We start from the raw sequence: 19,188 nt of genomic DNA on the forward strand, positions 1-19,188 counted from the left end.
GAATGATAGCCATTGCAACTTTTACTGATCCTCGACCAACTGCTCTTTCAGAAGAACGTGAGAGAGCGTTAATGGAGAAGCACAGAGCTTTAATTGAAGCCTTGGAAGAATTTGGGGTTTTAGATGTCAATGAAGAGCTGAAAAAGTATGAAGCGTTTGAAAAAGGGGAGAACTTTGGGATTGATGGCAAAGAAGAAGTTCTTGAGGCAGCAAGGATAATAAACTCAAAAGATGTAAGCGGAATAATCCTCGGCTTATGGCACTGGACCGAAAGTAACCTTGTGACCCTTCTGGCTAAAGAAACAAACAAACCTCTGCTTTTATATGCAGATGACGACCCAGCGTGGGCTGGAACGACATGCATAACCTCCGTTGGATCATCACTTTGGGAAAGTGCCGTGAACTATTATGCACTTCATCACACGAGACTAAAAGGCGATGTTGGAAAAGTCAAAGCGTGGGTTAGGGCAGTTGAGGCAGTATCGAAGCTCTCCAAGAAGTCTCTCCTCATTTGGGGAGCGCCTTATACGTTGGGAATGGAGCATTTAATGGATGATCTGCCAAGACTAAAGCGCTTCATCGGAGATTTCTTAATGCTTGATCAGTACTTGATTGTCAGAAAAGCTGACGAAATGCTGAGTGATGAAAAAATCAGAGTTAAAGTAGAGGAGTTCTATGACTGGCTCACTTCAAAAGCTAAAGTAAAGTTCGACAATGTTATGTTAACCCAAGAAGCTCTGAGAAGGCAGATAGCTATCTATCTGGCGGCAAAGGACATTTGGGAGCAGTATAAAAATGAGGTTGCGGGAGTTTCGATTAAATGCCAGCCAGAGCTGAGTGAAATTTACGGGGTTACTGCATGTTTAATCCCAGCGCTGTTTCCATTCAGCTTAGATGCAAAAGGAGAGAAGCCGATAATTCCAGCCACCTGTGAGGGAGACATTAAAGGAACAATAAGCTCGATTTTACTGTTCTACCTAAGCGGGAAGCCCCCTCTTTTTGGGGACATAAAATATGTTGATGACGAACTCGTCCTGATAGCAAACTGTGGAGCCTCTTCGCTTTACTACGCAAAGCTGAGCGAAAATCCGGAGGAAAATCTGAGTGCAACGACGATACAAGGACAGTGCCAAGGAAAGAGTGGCGGAGCTTTAACATATAGAACTCCAAAGACCACTTTAACAATTGCAAGACTCATCAGGATTGACGGGGAATACTATCTGCTTTACTTCTTGGGCGAAGGTGTCGAGATAACTGAAGAAATCGAGAAAAAGCTTAAATGGGGTAAGCAGTGGCCGCATACAGCTGTGAAAAATCCCCTCGACAAGGAGAAGTTCATTGCAGTTATGGGTGCAAATCACCTTTCCGCTGTTCCCGGAGATTACACCACCGAACTTAGATTCATAGCTAAGCTTTGGGGCATCAAGGCTGTCAACTTGGCAGACAAGGAACAAGTTGAAAGGCTTTTAGAGAAGGTATGATTTTTATATCTTTCCTCTTAATTTATGTCTGATGCACCATGTATAAAGGATTGGCTATAATCTTTGGCTTTCTCTTTCTGGGGGAGATCGTGGTTAGGGGTTTGAATCTTCCGATTCCTGGCAATGTAGTGGGTATGGTCCTTCTCACCTTAGCGCTGATTTTTAATGTCGTTAAAATTGAGGATGTTGAAAAAGAAGCAGAGTTATTTGTGAAAAACATGAGCATAATGTTTATTCCTCCTGGAGTCGGTATAGTCTTATACTGGGGGCTGATCAAAAGTCAAGCGGTGCCAATTTTTGCAGCTTTGATAATAAGTTTCTTTGTAACAATAATTTTAACTGCCAAATTTGTTGAATTTTTGGGGGGGAAGAGAGGATGAACAGCTTTGGAATCTTCTTAACTTTGACTTTATTTTACCTGTTCTCAAAGCTCTACCAGAAGAAAAGGTCTTTTTACTTGAATCCCGTTCTTCTCTCGATACTCGTAATTGCTGTGATTTTGAAGGCCTTTGGCATAAGCTATCAGACCTACATGGAAAGTGCACAGATACTGAGCTTTCTTCTTGGTCCGGCGGTTGTAAGCTTGGCTATCCCTTTATACAAACAGCGAGAAGTTATTAAGACTTATTCAAAGGAAATTGCCTTGGGAATACCATTTGGGGGCCTCATTGCGATATTGAGCGCCTTTTACGTTGCAAAGATTTTGGGGGCAGAGGAAATAGTTCTGCTCAGCATTGCTCCTAAGAGCATAACCACGGCAATAGCTATCGGAGTCAGCGAGAAGATAGGGGGTATACCAGCTTTGACTGCTGTTCTCGTTATTTTGACGGGAATAATGGGGAATGCAGTTGGCGTTGAGGTGTTGAATATCATTAGAGTCAAGGATAGGGTGGCGAGAGGACTTGCCATGGGGGTTTCTTCTCATGGATTGGGGACAGCAAGGATAATACTTGACGATGAGCTTGCTGGAGCGGTCAGCGGGCTGGCAATGGCACTAAACGGAGTTTTCACTTCCCTTGTTCTTCCTTATCTTATCAATGTCCTCAAGTAGGCATTCACTAACTCGAAGTTTGTCTTGGGCATCTAAGAAGAGGGTGAAGTCTCTTTTCGCAATCCTATCTTCTATGGGAGCATGCTCAACAAGAAAAGCTATTATCTCGGCTGTACTGTAGGGAACCTTAATTTTAAGCTCATCAGCCTTTTTAAACAGCTTGGCTGGAATCGTGAATATATCTTCTCCTTTTTTTACTTCAACGCTGATCTTTGAATTTATCTGCTCCCAGATGAGGAGTGTATTTCTCGCTTTCTCGATTTTTTCTAATGCCCTGTGCTCAAGAATGCTTACATTTGCCCTGCTTGTGCCCAAAAGCTCAGCTATTTCGCTCTGCTTAAGTCCTTTAGCTCTCAGCTGAAGTATCCTAATCTGCTGTTCGGTGAGGAAGCTCTTCATTTTTAAACACCTTAATTTAACATCACATTCAAGATTAAAAATTTTTCTTTCACTCGATAATTATTGTGGTGCTACGTCTCTTTTTTAAATATGGGGAATTCCCTGAGGAGAAGTGCCAGCTCCTTTTTGCTTAGTGTCTCTGGCTCAAATTCCACCATAACCATTGTGTTGTGGAGAAGGGCATAGTCCTTTAATGTTGTTAGAAGCCTGAAGACTCTATCAAAGCTGTTTTCAATAATCAGATATTCCAGCCCGTCAATGAATACGAATTTTTCCCCTTTGCCATTCATCAGCTGCACTGTTATGTGAGCCAGGTACTCAAGATTTCTTGGGTTGATAACATTCCTGACATTTTCCACCTTGCTCAGCCATATCACTGGGGCTTCACATCCTAAGGCTCTCCAGTAATCTTCATTCTTTCTGCTGATGATTAGGCTCTGTCTTCCCTTTGAAAATCTGCAGACGAGCTGACCGTTGGTTTCATCTGCTTTCAGTAAAAGCAGTCCGGGGGTTATGCTGGCTTCCACTCTGTTATTGGGCGGGAGTGGCTTAAACTCAATTTCAATCTTTCCGCGCCTTACCTTGAAAAGCACGAGAAGAATTATCAAAGCCCCGATAAATTCTCCAGCAATGCTGAGGAAGTAAAGGGCTGTGGTGGTTATTCCAGCTGAAAGGGACAGCTCGCTGAGAATATCAATGAAAATGGCGAGAAGTGCTATCATAATAAGGTGTCTCTCAGTTTTATGTGTTTCTTTCGTTGAAAGGTAGAACATGTAGAGTGTCACAAAGATGGCAAGCACCAGCAGAAAATGTCCTGCATACCAAAAGCCTTGTGCAATTTCGTGCATGCCCCTACACCCGGACTTTCATTCCTTCCAGGTTCTCATCCACTGATTTAAGAACCATGAACATATGGCTTGTTCCTTCTTTTATTATCCTGATAACTGTTGTTGCAACTTCCTCCAGCAGGGGCATGACTTCAGGATTTATGCGTTCTGCCATATCCGCGTTTACAAAGTAAAATGCTATTCTCTTATCATTTCCGCAAAAAGAGAGGGTTATATTTATCATGGAAAGAAGATCCTGCTTTGAATTGGCCAAGAAGAGAAGCTTTTCAAATCCAACAACGGGGTTGATGACTTTTCCCTTGACCACGGAGCTGAAGATCTTTCCGTACTCCTGTTCATAAACTGAAGGCTCTTCTATTGGAAACCTCTTTACAACACTGCCGATGTTTATCTTTCCTCCCTCTTTGATAACTGTGATGCTATCCAGAATGCTCTCATCATATCCAGCAAGCTTCATATGGATCTTGTAGAGATACAATGTGTCCAGAATATCGTCAACAATAACTCCGTATCCTTTTCTTTTTGCCCATTCTATCAGGTGATACAATCCTTTGACAGGGGATGCAAGTGATGAGTGCTCCACAAGAACGGTCTCTCCAAACTTGATGCTGTCCCATATTCCCTCAAGATCCTTCTTCATAAACTACACCTCAGGTATCATGAAGTGTTTCATCGATATGCTACGATGTCTATGGAAGTATTTATTTTTTACGCTTTGTTACTGAATAGGTTTAATAACCATGTGTTTTTAAAACAAAATGTTATATTAATATTCTTAGCTGGAGAAGGAGAACTGGAATAATACGGCAGAAGTGGTATCCTCAGAACACTTTTCTTTGGAGAAGGGGTGGGTAAAATGTTCATAGAATTTTGGTGGTCCCGCGGCCCGGATTTGAACCGGGGACCTGCGGATCTACAGTCCGCCGCCGCTCCCAGGCTAGGCTACCGCGGGACCCTACAGCCCAGCCCTTCGTTATGTAGTCCATGTGGTTGATTTATAAATTTTTCCCCAAAGAATTTTCAGGAGAGACAGGGATTTATTCTTTTTCAACCTTCACTCTGAGCTCTTCAGCGAACCAGTTGACACGTTGCGGGAACGGAATCTCTATACCCTCTCTTTCAAGGGCTTTCTTGAGTTTTTCAAGAATCGTGCTCCTTACATCAAACCACTTTTCACTGGGAGCCCATGCTTTGACGTAAATGTTTACACCGCTGTCTGCAAGTTCATCAACATATACCGCAGGCTCAGGCTCTGCCAGTACAAGAGGCATTTCTTTAAGGGTTTTCTTTATAACCTCAATGGCCCTGCTTATATCTTCCTTATACGCTATGCTGATAATCACATCAACCCTCCTTGCCGGAAACTTCTGGAGGTTCTTTATTTCGCTGTTGAACACTTTTTCATTTGGGATTCTTACCAGGACACCATCCCATGTTCTTATCCTCGTTGAGAGTATCCTTATATCGTTGACTACTCCAGAATAGCCGGCGACTTCAACGGGGTCACCGATTTTTAACGGCTTGTCAAAATACATGAATATTCCTGAGATGAAGTTCGCTATCACTGTTTGTGCTGAAAAACCTAAAATGATTCCCGTGATTCCGGCTGCTGCAATGATTGTTGTCAGCTTTCCTGTAAAGCCGGCTATGTTCAGTGCTATTAAAAAAGCCACTGTCAACAGGGAGTAGTAGAAGAGCTTAGCTTTGAGCTGAACCTCAGGGAGGTTTCCTCTTTTTGCCCCTCCGATCAGAAGGTAATCTTTGGACTTCTTTGCGATAAGGTATGAGAAGTAGAACACAAGGAATGCGCTTATTAAGTTGCTCAATGTAGTCCCGGCCATGCTGATTGAGAGGACTCCAATCGTATCGAGAGAATAGATGAGTGCAATTATTATGACCAGCCTTCTTATTGCTTCTCCTGTGTCTTCGTTTATTATCCACACATATTTTGTAGTTCTCGAGATCCCTACGATCCATCTTTTGATGAGGTTTGCTATGATTATTCCAGATAGTAGAACTGCTGCAGCCTTTATCAGCATGATTGGAGTTACTTCAGATAGTGGACTTGACGAAAAAAGTTCTGTCATGTTGAACATTTTCACCACCTCATGAGGAAGTTTGGTAGCGACAATGCTTCCTTTGTAGGGGTTAGATTTTCTTCTGGAGGCTTTCCGGTATTGTTAACTTCCGGAGTGTCTGTTTTTAGTGTAACTATCAAAAGAGGATAATATGCTTTTTCAGCATTATAAAACATCACGCTGTCCTTTATTGGGAACACCACTCTGTCAACTATTTTCCATTCTTTTGAAGGGTTGCTTATAATTATCTTTGCAATTCCCACAGATTCAGGCTCCTTTAAGTAGAAAGAGCTCTTGTGGTACCTCGTAATTACTCCGACGTCTACAGTTCCGTAGAGGGCATATTTCTCCTTTCCCAATACGAAATGGTCAATTGTTAGTTTTCCGAGCTTCACATCCACTTCAACAGGTGCTTCAGCATATCCGGAGATCATATCTTTTGGGGGGATTGCTATTGGTTCATCAAACCGAATCATGAGGAGCTTAACCCCATAACCAATGGCGGGAGAAGGCAGAATTTTAAGCTTCCCAGATTTTTTTATTATTCTCTTAACCTCATCTCGCCGATAGACAACAATTTCTTCGGTTTCCTCGGTGAGGTGAATCTTCTTATCGAAAACTCTGATGAATCTTGTCTTCAGTTCGTATTCTCCAAACATGAAAGAAGATATGGAAGAAAAGATTAAAAGTTTTGCTTAAGCTTTTTCAAACCCTAAATCTTCAATTTTTATGTATGTATAGTAGTTCGCCCCCTGATCTACAAACACGCCTTCCGCTTCTATTGGAATCGGGATGTTTGGAGCTAATACTGCCCTTCCCTGTCCCTGAACATCTCCAAACACATAGCTCCACTTAACATCTGAAACTCTGAAGCTTTTGCCGCCCAAAGTAACTTTGCCATCGGGATTGATCTCATAGTTGTACTGCCAGCCCAAGTATCCCCATGTCCCGCTGGATTTCTCATACAGATTTTCCTCGGTAAGGGCTCCCCAGAAACCGAAGCTTGCCATGGTAAAGAATCCCATGTACATGTTCTGGATATCTGGCATATCCCCATACCAGTTGAGCTCTCCCTCAACGTATGGGGTGTACTCCATTTTTCCCACGGCAAGGGGGTTGTATGCCTCATAACTTTTGTCCCCATAGGTCATCTTTATCCCAACTATCTCCGGTCCTCCAGCCTCCAACCCCATTACAACTGGATAGGCGAAAAACTGAGAGTTAATGTTGTTTTCACTTGGGCTCCACGATACAATCTCTAAGGGCTTGTCCATTTCCTTACCATTAACTGGAGTCACTTTTCCGTAGTATTCATAAACCTCGAATTCCCCCAGATCAACCTTCTTTTTCTCTCCCGTTTGAAAATCAATCTGCATTCCATAAACGTGTATCTTTGTTTTTCCCCTTCTCTTCTCGACGATGTATTCGTATATTTTTCCCCCTTCTTCACTTCTCACTTTGAACCTGTATTTTATGTAAGTTATGTAGTAGGATTTGCCGTCTATCTCCACGGGCATTGTGAGATCCCATGGATTCGCCCAATTGGCGTAGCCAGTTTCTGTGGTTGTTTCTGTAGTTTCCTCGGTTTCAGTGGGGGTTTCCTCTGTGTATGTCTGGGTAAGGCTTTGGGAGTAGCTCTCTATCATGCTCTCCGCCTTTTCCTTAGCTTCTTCCACCGCTTTCTCTTTAACTCCTCCAATGCATCCACTTATAAGAACCAGTCCAGCTACAAACAGCACCAATAGTGAAGATTTTTTCATATTTTTCCCTCCAAACCCGCAAAAAACAAAAGCGGGCGTATATGATTATATTACTTTTGCACCTCATTATATTAATAATTTTCCACAGCTTCAAGCTGAATGGAAATGATTTAAAAAGGTTTAAATGAAAAAGTCCGGAACAAAATGGTAGGTGAGTTAGAATGTACGATAAAATTAAGCTCTTGAGTGAGATAAAAGATCTCATGGAGGATGACAAGCTGTTTGAAATGTTCAAAAAAACATTTGAAGATTATGAATATTATTTCAATACAACAAACTACATTGTTCTCAACGTTTACCAGTTTAATGACCATGGGAGCATCCACGTCCTTTTAACAGCAAGGAGGGCATTGGAGATTTTAAAGATTATCAAAAAATTTGGAATTCAAACAACAGCAGAAAAGCTCGGCAAGCCTTTCAAATGGAGCAAGTTTATAGTCGCATTTGGGGCTTTATTCCATGATATTGGAAACATGATCCACCGTGAGAATCACTACCTTTTCAGCACGATTTTGGCAGAACCGATCATAGAAAAGCTCGCCAAAGAGTTTGAGGAGGATGATTGGTTGCTTTTGAAAGCACTGACTCTTAACGCAATTTACACCCATGACGAAGCAACCCAGTGCACAACGATTGAGGGCAGCTGCGTTACAGTTGCTGATGGCTGTGATATGGAGCAAGGTCGCTCAAGACTTGTCCATAAGAAGGATAAAGTCGATATCCACTCTGTTTCGGCACTTGCGATTGAGAGAGTTGAAATACAAGAGGGAGACAGCAAGACACCCGTGGTCATAGATGTCAAAATGAGACATCTATCCGGAATTTTCCAGGTTGATGAAATTCTAACCAAGAAGATCAGAAACTCCCTGCTGAGTGGAAAGGTCAAAATCCGGATTCATGCAGAAAACCAAGTGCTGGAGAAGGTGGTTTAATGCCTTCTCCTATCCTTGATGCATATTTGGATTTGAAGTATTTGCTGAACAGGGGTTATAGAAAAAGCACTGCACTTAATTTTGTTGCAAACCATTACAAGCTAAAAAAGATGGAGAGGTATTTTCTGGCGAGATGCATTTTCAGCGATAAGGAAGTGGATAGCAGACAAAGAAAGAAAATGCCGATTGAGTTTATAAGGAATAAAATCTTGGCAGTTGATGGGTTCAATGTTCTTATAACCTTGGAATCCGTTCTCGAAGGGAAGGCAGTCCTTTGTGAAGATGGCTTTGTTAGGGATTTGAAGTATCAGAGAGGATACAAACTTAGCGACAAAACTGAGAAAATGCTGTTTGTTCTTTTGGAATTTTTGTCTCAGTTCAGTCCAGAGAAGGTTGTATTCTTATATGACAAACCCGTTAGCAAAAGCGGTGAGATTGCAGAGCTTACGGGTAGAATTATGAAGAAGGTTGGTCTTTCTGGATCAGCTAAAGTTGTACCATCCCCTGATTTTGAGCTTAAGAAGTTTGAAACAGTGGCAACCTCAGATTTTGCTGTTATTGACAGCGTGGAACATGCTGTTGACATTCCGCAGGAATACGCCTCGAGGAGAAGAATTAAAATAAAGACATTTGGGGAAATATTAAAGGAATTTGAACTTCCCTAATTGTCTCTTCTGTATTCGTAAACAACACCGTTGTCAACAATTGCATACACATCACTGTTTCCCTCTTGATAATGCATTATGGGTTTGTCTATTAGTTCAAATGTTCTCTTCAAGTCCTCTTCTGTTGCAAGTGTTATTTTTTTGTCCACTTTGTTTGGTATTCCTTCGATCATGTATCTTCTCAGATCCTTAAGTTCATCTCTTGGAGTCTTTGTCTTTTCTGTGTACACCATTCCAAATATTGGAAGGGCGCTTAACAGTGCAAGTATTGGGAACAGTTTCCTTGCTTTAGCAACGGTGATTGGCTTTCCAAGAAAGCTCACGTAGTTAACTTGAACATTTTTGTCAATGATGTTCTTCTTCGCCTCAACTTCATCATTTGTGAAGTATATGAGCCCATTGCCAGAATCTATTACCATGTTTATGGTTTGATCGAACTCTTCTTTGACGTACTTTCCATTGACTTTTCCTTTAGCAAGAACCTGAACCACGATCTTAGTTTCTCTGGAGATCCTCCTGACCCCCAATCCTTCCTTCACGGCTTCCATTCTCCTGTTCATGTCTTTCATGTTGAAGGTTATAGCCTCACCCATCATGCCGTTTTCCAGCTCTCCTTCTCTTTCCACAAGCTTATCTTCCCACAGCACTATTTTTTCCTTTCCTTTTGAAATGTAGTATGTGGTAACAATTGTCAGCTTGTACTTGCCAGTTATATCATCTCCGGGTGTGAAAGTGTAAACATAAACCCCAGATATTGATTCGGTAATATCCTTTGGGTAGTACTTCATACTTTTCACATCTCCATAAAGGGATGTGTTTGAGAAAAAGGCTTTATGCTGAAACACTCCTCTTTGTATGTATCTCCCTACCTTCTGAGAAGTGATTGTTTCTGGATCTTTCTGCAGTGCAACTGCACTGTAGGCAGAGAATAACAGGAAAACCGCGATTGCTATCACAAAGCCTACCTTTTTCTTGTTGATCCTTTTAATATTTTTAAAATCAATTCTTTTCACTTTTGAAACCTCCATATTTCCAAGCAATAGCTAAAACAAAAAAATAAAAAGGCACTAACCATCACATCCTTCACCATGGTGGCAGCAGTCTTCTTCTTTAACTGCCTCGACAGTAATGGGGTCTGTCTTTATTCCGTATCCAACAATCTCTGCTCCTTCATTTAAGGTATATGTGCCGGGGCTTGTGAATTCTTGTTTCCCTGCTGGATTGAGTCTGGTGTACACTGTTATGTCAATGTATTCACTCTCTCCTTTTCTAACGGTAACCCTCCACTCCATATGTGTGGAGCCCATATTGCCAATACCCTGTTTTGTAAAGGTATATGTGCCGTTTGTGGCCGATGTTCTGTTGAGATCAACTTCAAGCTCTGCTGGAATAACATCTTTGATTACAAGCTCCTTTTCTGATCCATAGTTTGTCACTTCTATTCTCATGGTCCAGCTTTGGTTTGTTTTTATGTGTACTGTCGTGTTTCCATCTATGAGGGTTTTTGTCAACTCTACTTGAGGTGCTATCACATTAATCTTCAACGGGCAAGTACTTATCTCAGCGTCGCCATTGTCCCAGCTTGCATAGAGGGTAATTGGAACGATATATGTCCCAATTGGAGCATTACTTGCAGCACTCACGTTTCCTTCAAAGGAATATTCTTCTTGGTCAAAGAGCGTTACCCATCCATTCTCAAGCTCGACATCTATGCTGGGAAGCAAAGATGAGTAATCTCCTTCAATCCTTGCTTCCAAGGTTTCTCCCAGCTGATTTCGTATGGTTAGTGCATTAAAACTTGCAAAGCTGCCCTGCTCTACAGTTACAGTGGTGGAATATCCATCATCAGTACAGAAGTATGCTATATAAGACTCGTTTCCTTGGGAAATCTGCACCCATATCCCTCTCTGACTTTCGTATTCTCTGAAGTTGCCGCTGGATCCAATGAGTATCATTGAACTCGCCAGCAATACTAACAACACCGCAGTCCATTTCATAATCCAACACTCTCCTTAAGTTTATCAAAAATTCTTGAGCGGTGAACTCTATATCTGATTACGTCCTCACTACCCGCCCCTATGGCAAAATAAAGCAATGTCATGAAAATACTCGCCTCTGCAATGTATGCGATAAACGGGAAATATGGGCTTTTGCTGTAAAGCTCTGCAATCACTTTTTCGGGTAGAATTGGCAGGTAGGAATATATTTCAATCTTCTCCCCATATACCCTTGTTTCTTCTGGAACATTGACTTTAACAGTTATTGCCTTCTCGCTTCGTCCGGGGATTCTAAATGAGTTTTCGCTTGTTATCTCTATTCTATTCCCCTTGGCTTCAACAAAATATAAGAAAGGATAAATTGCTTTGTTTTTTATTGTCAAGTTCTCCTCGAATGTAGAACCGGGTAAATACCATCCTTCTCGTTGTCCTCCAGCCAGAGTTGAAGAGTAGCTGAATGTTAACGTTCCCCAAGAGAGCATCATTGAGATAAGTAATGTCACAAGGATTAGAGATGAAGTTACTGCATAAACCGTCTTGAATTTGACCTTTATGTATCTCCGCCTCTTTTTTCTTCTCTTTTTTTCTCCTCCAGTTGTCATCAGTATTGCCCCAACAACGAGCAATGCAACTGCAATGTATAGGTTTGAACCTTTCTTTGAAAGATCCTGAATATAATTGCCAGCACCAGGTATCTTTATTGGTGTTTTTCCAAGTGTCACCACCGTACCTATGACGCTCTCCTTCGATATTTTCGGATTTTTTCCCTCCTGTTGATCCGTTGCAACATTGTTGTCTCCCTTCGTTATGTATCCCTCTTCATCCCTGGCATACACCCTGTGTACGGTCCACCCATTGTTCATTCTGAAAACAATGATATCCCCAACATCCCCTTTTGAAAATGGGTTTATGAAGAATAAATCCCCCTTTTCTATGGTTGGACTCATGCTATCAGAATAAGCGTAAGATATGAGGACAGGCCTATCAAGGATAATCCCAATCACCGATGAGATCAAAATAACACCAACCACAAAGGTAAAAAGAAGTTCAAGAAGCTTCATTCGCACGCACCTTCAAACGCCTGTATTTTAAAGCTCCCAGAAACCTCTCCAAGAGCATAGCCTGTTGTGTTGACAAAAATGCCTACATTTGCTGACTCGTATTCACCCAATGTAATGCTGATGCTCTCTGCCGGCGTTGTGTTTGAGTAGTAAAACTTCAAACCATTCATCTCTGATGTGATTATCACACAAATAACTGAAGCTCCCGTTTGTGTAACATTGTTCTCTACTCTCAGGACATCATCAAACTGATAGATTGCATCCCTTGATAATCCATCTCCATACCCTGGGTAAAATGGGCTGTTCTCACTGATATCAATTGTCAGGTTCCCCCCATGGTAGAGAAAAGCATAGGGGGGAAGCGGGGTTTCAATAGTGAATGAACTGTTGCCATTTTCAAGAGCGTAAGAAACAGGTATGGGCTTGCTGATGCTAACTGCCGCAATAAATATAAGAACCGCTGCCAATGGCAAAGCAATTTTTGTACTTATCATTCTTTTTCACTCCACAAATACTAAAAACAAAGATACATCGGGGGCATGATTCCCCCAAATTCATAATTGAGTTAATAACTCATGTTTCACATTCGCCTGCTTCTGCAGTTATGTCCATCTGAACAGTGTCTGCCCCAAGTGGTGCACCTGTGTTGTCGAAGACCATGCCGATCTTAACTGGCTGTCCGTGATACACCGTAAACTGGAGCTGTGTTGCTGAGGTTCCGTTGTAATCACCAGTGAAGAGTGTAACGTCGCTGTTGAGCGGAACTGAAATGCTGACACATATTGGGTATGCATCTGTAAGTGTAGTATTTTCATCTACTTCAACATAGTTCTCCCAGAGGTCGTTGCTTACTTCAAACATCTCTTCAAACACATATGTGGTGTTTGGACTCATTCCTGCACCATGTCCAGGATAATCCGGATGGTTGTCGCTGATCTCAACAGTCAGCTTTCCGTTGTTCAGATAAACATATGGCTGAAGTGGAGTCAGGTCAATAAACTCATTGTCGTCTGCGACAATTGCAACTGTCAAATCTCTTTCTGCTTCATAGTACCTGAAGTTGGCTCCTGCGCCAACCGCCAGCATCATGCCTACTAAGAGCAATACCAAACCAATAACCTTATTCATTTTCATCACTCCTCCCCGCATCCTTGTAATTCTGCTGGCTCCGTGCCGAGTCTGTAAGCTTTAATTGTCATGGTCTCATTCCAGACATCTCCAGGGCTGTCGCCGTTTGCGCTCAGATCAATGCCTATCTTCTTTCTTTCTCCCGGACCAAGTGCAAAACACACATCCTCATCTGCACTGTCTGATGCCGTTGCTTCATAGCCAGTGTCAACTGCATAAACACCGCCTTCATGACTATAGAACTCAACATGGGTGTCGCTTGATGTTATCCTGACAATTATGGTCATGTTCTCCCAGAGGTCGTTGCTTACTTCAAAAACCTCATCGAAGTTGTATTCGCTTGCCGGACTTATGCCCATTCCATAGCCCTCTCCGGGCCACATTGGATTGTCTGCTGAGAAGTCAACCACCAAAACTCCACCGTTATTTATGTATGCGTATGGCTGGAGCGGAGTTAAGTCAATAAGCTCAGTGTCGTCTGTAACAATTGCCCAGTGGACACTTCTGCTTGCATTGTAGTCGCTAAAATTGGCCCCTGCTCCGAGCACGAGACCAAAGGCCACTAAAAGGCCAAAAATTCCAAGTGCTAACTTTTTCACTTTTTTCATCTCCATCTTTTTCGAGCCCCATATACGGGACTTCAACAGAAATCTTTGCGGTTGTGGTATATAGGTAATTGGAATATTCGGAGAAGTAACCGGTAATTACCCTGTTCTTTTTATGATCCTTTTCTCCTTGAGCCTTTGAATGACCGACATGGACAGGAATACAGCCGAAATTACAAATCCCTCCCAGCTTTGGACATAATAACTCATGGCAGCTGAGCCAAGTGCAAGCATGCTGTAGACGGTTGCCCATCTCACATCATTCTTGTTCACAATTTCCATGTACACATCGACATTTTCTGGAATCTGAATCAGTTTTATGGTTCCATGCTTGAATTCTATTATTCCTTCCCTCTCCATCTTTGGGATGTGAGTTTGCACCAAGCTTACATAAACACTTTTCCTGTGCTTTCTGTCGGTGTTTCCTTCCTTCTTTGCAATGTATTCGACGAGGTCTCTTAAATCGGCTTTTCCATCACATTTTTGGAGATATTCTATAACAAACATTCTCCTGTCGTTTCCCAATATCATCGCTGAGGTTGTCATCGGCATCACCTTAATCGGTAGTGCCGACGATGGTTGGCATTGATGTAGTACACCTCTATCACATTATCCCTGATGAGATTCCTCAATACTCTCTCAACCTTTTGGCGCGTACAGTCAATACCCCTCTCGTTTAACTGTCTTGTAAGAATGGCAACTGTTGAATGGCCATCTCTCCGCAGAATGCTGATAATTTCCTCTCTGATGTTATGCTTCATATTACTCACCTTACACTATTATTGTCCGCTTATACTATAAATACTTTCCCGAAAAGTTCGATTTTCGGAAATTTGAAAATATTATTCAATAAAATCGTTAAAAAAGACCTGTGGTCGTTTTTATAACTTAGTAATATGCCGTTTCTGGAATGAAGTGTTGTGAAGAGTTTTCAATTTTTTGGAAATTTTCCATAATATGCTCTAAGTCTTACTGTGAATGAAGGGAAGGTGAATTTTCTGTGTAATTTATTTGAAGCTGACTTCATTTAACAACTTACACCATACCATGGTAGAATGACACTCAGAAAAACTCCTATGGTTCGAATGCCCACAGTTGGGCGTAATAAGAAAAAGAGTAAGCTGCAATATATCACCGGTCTGGAGCCCGTTTGTGTGGTAGCCCCGCGGGGATTCGAACCCCGGTCGCGGGATCCAGAGTCCCGCATGCTTGGCCGCTACACCACGGGGCTGTGCCCATGAACATTCACACGGTGAAGGTTTTTAAATGTTACTCCCCGCTATATATTTATGGTGATTTTAATGGACTTCTCTCTATTCATGGAGAAATACGGATACAAGATCTTGTTGCTGATTATTGGATCTGCAATACTTGCAGTTATCCTCACTCCTTTTGTGATGATGTTCTGGGCATTCAGCAGCGGTGGAATTGTAACCGCAATTATCGCGGTAATAATATTTGCCATAGGCATTTCATTGATGGCAGTTCCCAAAATACGAAATTTTGCAGATAAACTGAGACAGACCCACATCATTGAAGACTGGAACAAGAAAGAGTGAGACCCTCCAAGAGATTAAAAAGCAGGTTCATGTCGGTAAACAACATGAAGACTGCATGTCTCTCAAGCCAGCAAGTTGGGGAATGATTCAACTTAATTTAGATACTACTTCTGCTTCTTTTAGCACCTAAAGACATTATATTCGCAGTCACACTCTGTGAATTGTTACGATGGCGGGCCGGGCGGGATTCGAACCCGCGACCACCGGGTTAAAAGCCCGGTGCTCTAACCAGGCTGAGCTACCGGCCCTCGCTTAGCAATAACCAAATGTCATTTTATAAGCTTTACTATTTATCCGCCCCAGCAAATTTGGTCAAGAACAGTGAGTTAGCATTCTGATTTTACCTCTCTTCAAAGCGTTAATGCAGAAGAGTTTGTTTGGCGCCCGGGTCGGGATTTGAACCCGAGTCGCGGGAGTGACAGTCCCGCATGATGGGCCGGGCTACACCACCCGGGCGCTTTGAGTGGCCGGCGGCGTCCCCGGCTTCCCGCCCCCTCTCGGAGGGCAGTACAACCGGGATCGCTGGCGGGCTTAACTTCCGGGATCGAAACGAGACCGGGTGTAGCCCCGCCGCTATGACCGCCGTACCGATACATACTCACCGCTGGTTGATTTATAAAGTTTGCGGTGTTGAAAAAGATTAATAACGCTGAACTCCCAAAAATTCAAAGGTGGTGGTAATGGGATTAATCGAAGACAAGGCACTTGTTGAGGCGGCTCTCTTTGTTGCGGGAAGACCTTTAAGCATAAAAGAACTCTCGAAAGCCCTTGGAATAAAATCTCTTGATTACCTTGAAAAGCTGATTGAGCTGATTGCTGCTGAGTATGCGGAAAGAAAAAGTGCAATAGAGGTCGTGAGGGTTCTTGGGGACAAGTATGTCATGCAGGTGAAGCAGGAATATTCTCAAAGGGTAATCCACCTTATGCCAAAGCCCGATTTAAGAACAGGTGAGCTCAAAACCCTCGCCCTCATAGCGTATCTTCAGCCAATAGAGCAGAGCAAAATAATAAAACTCAGGGGAAGTCAAGCATATGAGCACATCAAGCATCTCCTTCAAATGGGCCTGATTTATGCTGAACCTTATGAGAGGACCAAACTTTTGGGAACAACTCAAAAATTCGCTGAGCTTTACGGATTTCCCGAGAACGACCCTCTGCTGATTAAAGAGGCATTTAAGAAAGTTGTCCATGCAGAATATGCTGATTTAATTGAAAAACTTGAGAAAACTGAAAAAGATAAAAATCGGACTGAGTAATTTCTTGAAGTCTTAGTTTTCTTATTTCTGAATAAAAAAGAAAATTTATGGTCATTTTGCAAAATCTGGAGCTTCAAAAAGTTTAAATACTCAAATTTAGAATTACTATTTAGGTGAGTGTATATGACCGTGTTGACAAAAGAGCAGATTATTGAGCTTATCCGAAGACAGAAAAAGCTCAGCTTAAATGAAATTGAAGAACAAATAAGAGAGATTGCTCAAAGGGATAAAATATCGGAACATGCTGCTGCTTTACTCTTAGCGGAGCAGCTGGGTGTTAACCTGGAAGAAACGGCACCACTGATGTATATTGCTGATCTTGTGCCAGGGATGAGGGATGTGAACATAGTTGGAAGGGTACTGCGGAAGTATGGAATTAGGGAGTACACAAAGCGAGATGGGACAAAAGGACAGGTGGCGAGCATCTTGATTTATGACAGCACTGGAAAAGCAAGGGTTGTTCTGTGGGATGGAAAGGTTGGTGAGTACTACAACAAGCTTCAGGTAGGTGATGTAATCAAGGTCATTGATGCAAATGTTAGAGAGAGCTTAGCTGGAATTCCAGAGCTTCACGTAAACTTCAGAAGCAGAATAATTGTTAATCCAGAAGATCCAAGAGTTGAGGAAATTCCCCCGCTTGAAGAAGTTAGAACGTACTCCTATTCAAGAAGGAAAATTGCTGAGCTGATGGGTGGAGAAAAATTCGTTGAGCTTAGAGGGACAATCGCAAAGCTGTACAGGGTTATAGTTTATGACGCATGTCCGGAGTGCAGGAGAAAAGTTGACTATGATCCAGGCATGGAAGTTTGGATTTGTCCCGAACATGGAGAGGTAACACCGCTAAAAATGACAGTAATTGACTTTGGAATTGATGATTCAACGGGCTACATACGGGCCACGTTGTTTGGAGAAGACGCTGCCGAGCTCTTGGGAGCTGATCCAGAGGAGATAAGCGAAAAGTTGAAGGAGCTAACGGAGATGGGAATGACAATCAAGGAAGCCGGGAGAAAATTAGCAGAGGAGGAGTTCTATCCACTGCTTGGGCGGGAGATAGTTATCAGGGGAAATGTTGTAGAGGACAGATTCCTTGGCATGCTCCTCAAGGCATCTTCTTGGGAGGATGTTGATTACAGGGGAGAGATTGAAAGGATTAAGAGAGAGCTTAAAGGCACATTGGGGGAGGTGTTCTGATGGAAGAGCTCCAACCACAGATCAGGCGTAGAAAGCCGGGTGTGGAAAGGAAAATTGGCGAGATAAGTGAAGATGACACAAGGGTTGCACTAATTGGAAAAGTTGTCAAAGTGGACAAGCTTGACTATTTATTCTGGCTCGATGATGGCACTGGCGTTGCTGTAATTGAGACAGAGGAGAACGTTCTTCCAAAAGTTGGACAGATTGTCAGGGTGATAGGCAGAATAATCAGAAATGAGGAAATGCACATCTATGCAGAGGTTGTTCAGGACTTCAGCGATGCTGATTTGGAAAGCTTGGAGGAAATTCAAGAACTTGAGAAAAAAGTTTTACCAAAAATTGAAAATTCATTGGCGTGGTGGTCAGAATGAAGAAGCGCTTGCCCGCTACAAGGGTTTATATTAAGGACATCCTTGAGGGGTTTTTTGTTAAAAGTGAAGGTGACTTTGAGCCAAATTATCTGATCACAAAAGATGCGAGAAAAGTTTATAGGGCTAAAATAGTTGCAACGGTTGTAAGAGATCCTGTAATAGCGGAAGATGAAACGTACGGAAAGTTCCAGGTTGATGACGGTACTGGTGTAATATGGGTTCTGGGATTCAGAGACGATACAAAGTTTGCCAAGCTTGTTAAGAAAGGCGACTTAGTGCAGATTATTGGGAAGATTGCAGAGTGGAGGGGAGATAAACAGATTTTGGTTGAGGGGGTTTCAAAGGTTCACCCGAATATGTGGATACTCCACCGGTATGAGACGCTGAAAGATAAGGTGGAGCATATAAAGAAGGCTAAAATTGCATTTGAGATTTACAACACCTATGGTATAACAGCTAAGGCAAAGGTAATCGCAAAGAACAAGGGGATAAGCGAAGATCTGCTTGAGACCATTGATGAACTCTATGCAATAATGATTGAGCAAAGGGCAGAGGAAGCCTTAGAGGAGGAAATATTTGAGGAAGAAGAGAAAAAAGTTGACGAAACACTTGAAGAAGCTAAAAAAGCTATACTCGAAATACTCAGATCAAAGGGTGACAGACCCGTCTCGAGGAAGTACATAGAAAGAAAACTGCAGGAGAAATTTGAACCAAGCGTCATTGACGATGCCCTTAGAGAGCTTCTTGCAGAAGGAGAGATCTATGAACCTGAAATTGGCTACTACAAGATTTTGGCATGATGCTTT

General features: G+C 42.3%; 24 protein-coding genes, 4 tRNA genes and 1 rRNA gene. 10 read left to right on the forward strand and 19 right to left on the reverse strand.

Features of this window, described 5'->3' with window-relative positions:
• Positions 1 to 2: 2 nt before the first annotated feature.
• The 3 genes from VFC49_RS08075 to VFC49_RS08085 are packed head-to-tail and all read left to right on the forward strand — an operon-like array spanning position 3 to position 2,532.
• A complete protein-coding gene (locus tag VFC49_RS08075; RefSeq protein ID WP_324735119.1) occupies positions 3 to 1,481 on the forward strand; it encodes an L-fucose/L-arabinose isomerase family protein in 1,479 nt (492 codons plus the stop codon).
• Between the two features lie 38 nt (positions 1,482 to 1,519).
• A complete protein-coding gene (locus tag VFC49_RS08080) occupies positions 1,520 to 1,861 on the forward strand; it encodes a CidA/LrgA family protein (protein ID WP_324735120.1) in 342 nt (113 codons plus the stop codon).
• Entirely contained in the window at positions 1,858 to 2,532 is a 675-nt protein-coding gene (locus VFC49_RS08085) for a CidB/LrgB family autolysis modulator (RefSeq protein WP_324735121.1), read from the forward strand. The genes VFC49_RS08080 and VFC49_RS08085 overlap by 4 nt, the downstream gene beginning before the upstream one ends.
• Here the strand turns inward: VFC49_RS08085 and VFC49_RS08090 are convergent.
• From VFC49_RS08090 to VFC49_RS08120, 7 genes are all read right to left on the reverse strand, one after another.
• Positions 2,476 to 2,931, reverse strand: coding sequence for a Tfx family DNA-binding protein (locus VFC49_RS08090; protein WP_324735122.1), 456 nt, complete (start codon positions 2,929 to 2,931; stop codon positions 2,476 to 2,478). The two genes, VFC49_RS08085 and VFC49_RS08090, sit on opposite strands and share 57 nt — an antisense overlap.
• 71 nt (positions 2,932 to 3,002) lie before the next feature.
• Positions 3,003 to 3,779, reverse strand: coding sequence for a DUF835 domain-containing protein (locus VFC49_RS08095; protein WP_324735123.1), 777 nt, complete (start codon positions 3,777 to 3,779; stop codon positions 3,003 to 3,005).
• Positions 3,780 to 3,783: 4 nt separating this feature from the next.
• Positions 3,784 to 4,419, reverse strand: coding sequence for a DUF257 family protein (locus tag VFC49_RS08100; protein ID WP_324735124.1), 636 nt, complete (start codon positions 4,417 to 4,419; stop codon positions 3,784 to 3,786).
• A gap of 234 nt (positions 4,420 to 4,653) precedes the next feature.
• A tRNA-Tyr gene (locus VFC49_RS08105) sits at positions 4,654 to 4,731 on the reverse strand.
• 85 nt (positions 4,732 to 4,816) lie between these two features.
• Positions 4,817 to 5,875, reverse strand: a complete 1,059-nt coding sequence (locus tag VFC49_RS08110; protein WP_324735125.1) for a mechanosensitive ion channel family protein — start codon at positions 5,873 to 5,875, stop codon at positions 4,817 to 4,819.
• Between the two features lie 2 nt (positions 5,876 to 5,877).
• Positions 5,878 to 6,516 (reverse strand): DUF432 domain-containing protein, encoded by a 639-nt coding sequence (locus tag VFC49_RS08115; protein WP_324735126.1) that lies wholly within the window; start codon positions 6,514 to 6,516, stop codon positions 5,878 to 5,880.
• Positions 6,517 to 6,552: 36 nt separating this feature from the next.
• Positions 6,553 to 7,617, reverse strand: a complete 1,065-nt coding sequence (locus tag VFC49_RS08120) for a hypothetical protein (protein WP_324735127.1) — start codon at positions 7,615 to 7,617, stop codon at positions 6,553 to 6,555.
• A gap of 161 nt (positions 7,618 to 7,778) precedes the next feature.
• On the opposite strand from VFC49_RS08120, the gene VFC49_RS08125 reads away from it, so the two are divergent.
• Together VFC49_RS08125 and VFC49_RS08130 are read left to right on the forward strand one after the other, a co-directional pair.
• Positions 7,779 to 8,549: an HD domain-containing protein gene (locus tag VFC49_RS08125; protein ID WP_324735128.1), complete on the forward strand. Its 771-nt coding sequence runs from the start codon at positions 7,779 to 7,781 to the stop codon at positions 8,547 to 8,549.
• Positions 8,549 to 9,214 (forward strand): DUF434 domain-containing protein, encoded by a 666-nt coding sequence (locus tag VFC49_RS08130; RefSeq protein WP_324735129.1) that lies wholly within the window; start codon positions 8,549 to 8,551, stop codon positions 9,212 to 9,214. The genes VFC49_RS08125 and VFC49_RS08130 overlap by 1 nt, the downstream gene beginning before the upstream one ends.
• Here VFC49_RS08130 and VFC49_RS08135 read toward each other — a convergent pair.
• The 9 genes from VFC49_RS08135 to VFC49_RS08175 form a co-directional block, all read right to left on the reverse strand.
• Positions 9,211 to 10,227, reverse strand: coding sequence for a DUF5305 family protein (locus VFC49_RS08135; protein ID WP_324735130.1), 1,017 nt, complete (start codon positions 10,225 to 10,227; stop codon positions 9,211 to 9,213). The genes VFC49_RS08130 and VFC49_RS08135 overlap by 4 nt on opposite strands.
• Positions 10,228 to 10,281: 54 nt before the next feature.
• The gene (locus VFC49_RS08140; protein WP_324735131.1) at positions 10,282 to 11,211 is read right to left on the reverse strand and encodes a hypothetical protein; all 930 of its coding nucleotides are present in this window, start codon (positions 11,209 to 11,211) and stop codon (positions 10,282 to 10,284) included.
• Positions 11,208 to 12,272 carry a signal peptidase I gene (locus VFC49_RS08145; RefSeq protein ID WP_324735132.1) on the reverse strand — a complete coding sequence of 355 codons (1,065 nt, stop codon included), beginning with the start codon at positions 12,270 to 12,272 and terminating at the stop codon, positions 11,208 to 11,210. The genes VFC49_RS08140 and VFC49_RS08145 overlap by 4 nt, the downstream gene beginning before the upstream one ends.
• Positions 12,269 to 12,766: a DUF1102 domain-containing protein gene (locus VFC49_RS08150; RefSeq protein WP_324735133.1), complete on the reverse strand. Its 498-nt coding sequence runs from the start codon at positions 12,764 to 12,766 to the stop codon at positions 12,269 to 12,271. Before VFC49_RS08150 ends, VFC49_RS08145 begins: the two co-directional genes overlap by 4 nt.
• 79 nt (positions 12,767 to 12,845) lie before the next feature.
• Positions 12,846 to 13,400, reverse strand: coding sequence for a DUF1102 domain-containing protein (locus VFC49_RS08155; RefSeq protein ID WP_324736698.1), 555 nt, complete (start codon positions 13,398 to 13,400; stop codon positions 12,846 to 12,848).
• Positions 13,401 to 13,405: 5 nt separating this feature from the next.
• Complete coding sequence (locus VFC49_RS08160) at positions 13,406 to 14,008, reverse strand: DUF1102 domain-containing protein (RefSeq protein WP_324736699.1); 603 nt, start codon at positions 14,006 to 14,008, stop codon at positions 13,406 to 13,408.
• A gap of 96 nt (positions 14,009 to 14,104) precedes the next feature.
• Positions 14,105 to 14,557 carry a DUF7344 domain-containing protein gene (locus VFC49_RS08165; protein WP_324735134.1) on the reverse strand — a complete coding sequence of 151 codons (453 nt, stop codon included), beginning with the start codon at positions 14,555 to 14,557 and terminating at the stop codon, positions 14,105 to 14,107.
• On the reverse strand, positions 14,557 to 14,766 hold the full coding sequence (locus VFC49_RS08170) for a hypothetical protein (RefSeq protein WP_324735135.1): 210 nt from the start codon (positions 14,764 to 14,766) through the stop codon (positions 14,557 to 14,559). Before VFC49_RS08170 ends, VFC49_RS08165 begins: the two co-directional genes overlap by 1 nt.
• Before the next feature lie 394 nt (positions 14,767 to 15,160).
• Positions 15,161 to 15,236: transfer RNA gene (locus VFC49_RS08175), tRNA-Gln, on the reverse strand.
• Between the two features lie 58 nt (positions 15,237 to 15,294).
• Between VFC49_RS08175 and VFC49_RS08180 the strand changes: the two genes are divergently transcribed.
• The gene (locus VFC49_RS08180; protein WP_324735136.1) at positions 15,295 to 15,564 is read left to right on the forward strand and encodes a hypothetical protein; all 270 of its coding nucleotides are present in this window, start codon (positions 15,295 to 15,297) and stop codon (positions 15,562 to 15,564) included.
• A 170-nt stretch (positions 15,565 to 15,734) separates the two neighbouring features.
• On the opposite strand, the gene VFC49_RS08185 is transcribed toward VFC49_RS08180, so the two are convergent.
• The 3 genes from VFC49_RS08185 to rrf form a co-directional block, all read right to left on the reverse strand.
• Positions 15,735 to 15,812: transfer RNA gene (locus VFC49_RS08185), tRNA-Lys, on the reverse strand.
• Positions 15,813 to 15,942: 130 nt separating this feature from the next.
• Positions 15,943 to 16,020, reverse strand: a tRNA-Asp gene (locus tag VFC49_RS08190).
• A gap of 9 nt (positions 16,021 to 16,029) precedes the next feature.
• Positions 16,030 to 16,151: ribosomal RNA gene (gene rrf / locus VFC49_RS08195) — 5S ribosomal RNA — on the reverse strand.
• Positions 16,152 to 16,244: 93 nt separating this feature from the next.
• Here rrf and scpB point away from each other — a divergent pair.
• The 4 genes from scpB to VFC49_RS08215 all read left to right on the forward strand — a co-directional run bounded on the left by scpB (position 16,245) and on the right by VFC49_RS08215 (position 19,182).
• Positions 16,245 to 16,820: an SMC-Scp complex subunit ScpB gene (gene scpB, locus VFC49_RS08200; RefSeq protein ID WP_324736700.1), complete on the forward strand. Its 576-nt coding sequence runs from the start codon at positions 16,245 to 16,247 to the stop codon at positions 16,818 to 16,820.
• 123 nt (positions 16,821 to 16,943) lie between these two features.
• Positions 16,944 to 18,011, forward strand: coding sequence for an OB-fold nucleic acid binding domain-containing protein (locus VFC49_RS08205; protein ID WP_324735137.1), 1,068 nt, complete (start codon positions 16,944 to 16,946; stop codon positions 18,009 to 18,011).
• Entirely contained in the window at positions 18,011 to 18,382 is a 372-nt protein-coding gene (locus VFC49_RS08210) for a replication protein RepA (protein ID WP_324735138.1), read from the forward strand. Before VFC49_RS08205 ends, VFC49_RS08210 begins: the two co-directional genes overlap by 1 nt.
• Entirely contained in the window at positions 18,379 to 19,182 is an 804-nt protein-coding gene (locus VFC49_RS08215; protein ID WP_324735139.1) for an OB-fold nucleic acid binding domain-containing protein, read from the forward strand. The genes VFC49_RS08210 and VFC49_RS08215 overlap by 4 nt, the downstream gene beginning before the upstream one ends.
• The last annotated feature ends 6 nt before the right edge of the window (positions 19,183 to 19,188 follow it).

This window comes from Thermococcus sp. SY098, from assembly GCF_035621495.1.
Lineage (GTDB): Archaea > Methanobacteriota_B > Thermococci > Thermococcales > Thermococcaceae > Thermococcus_B.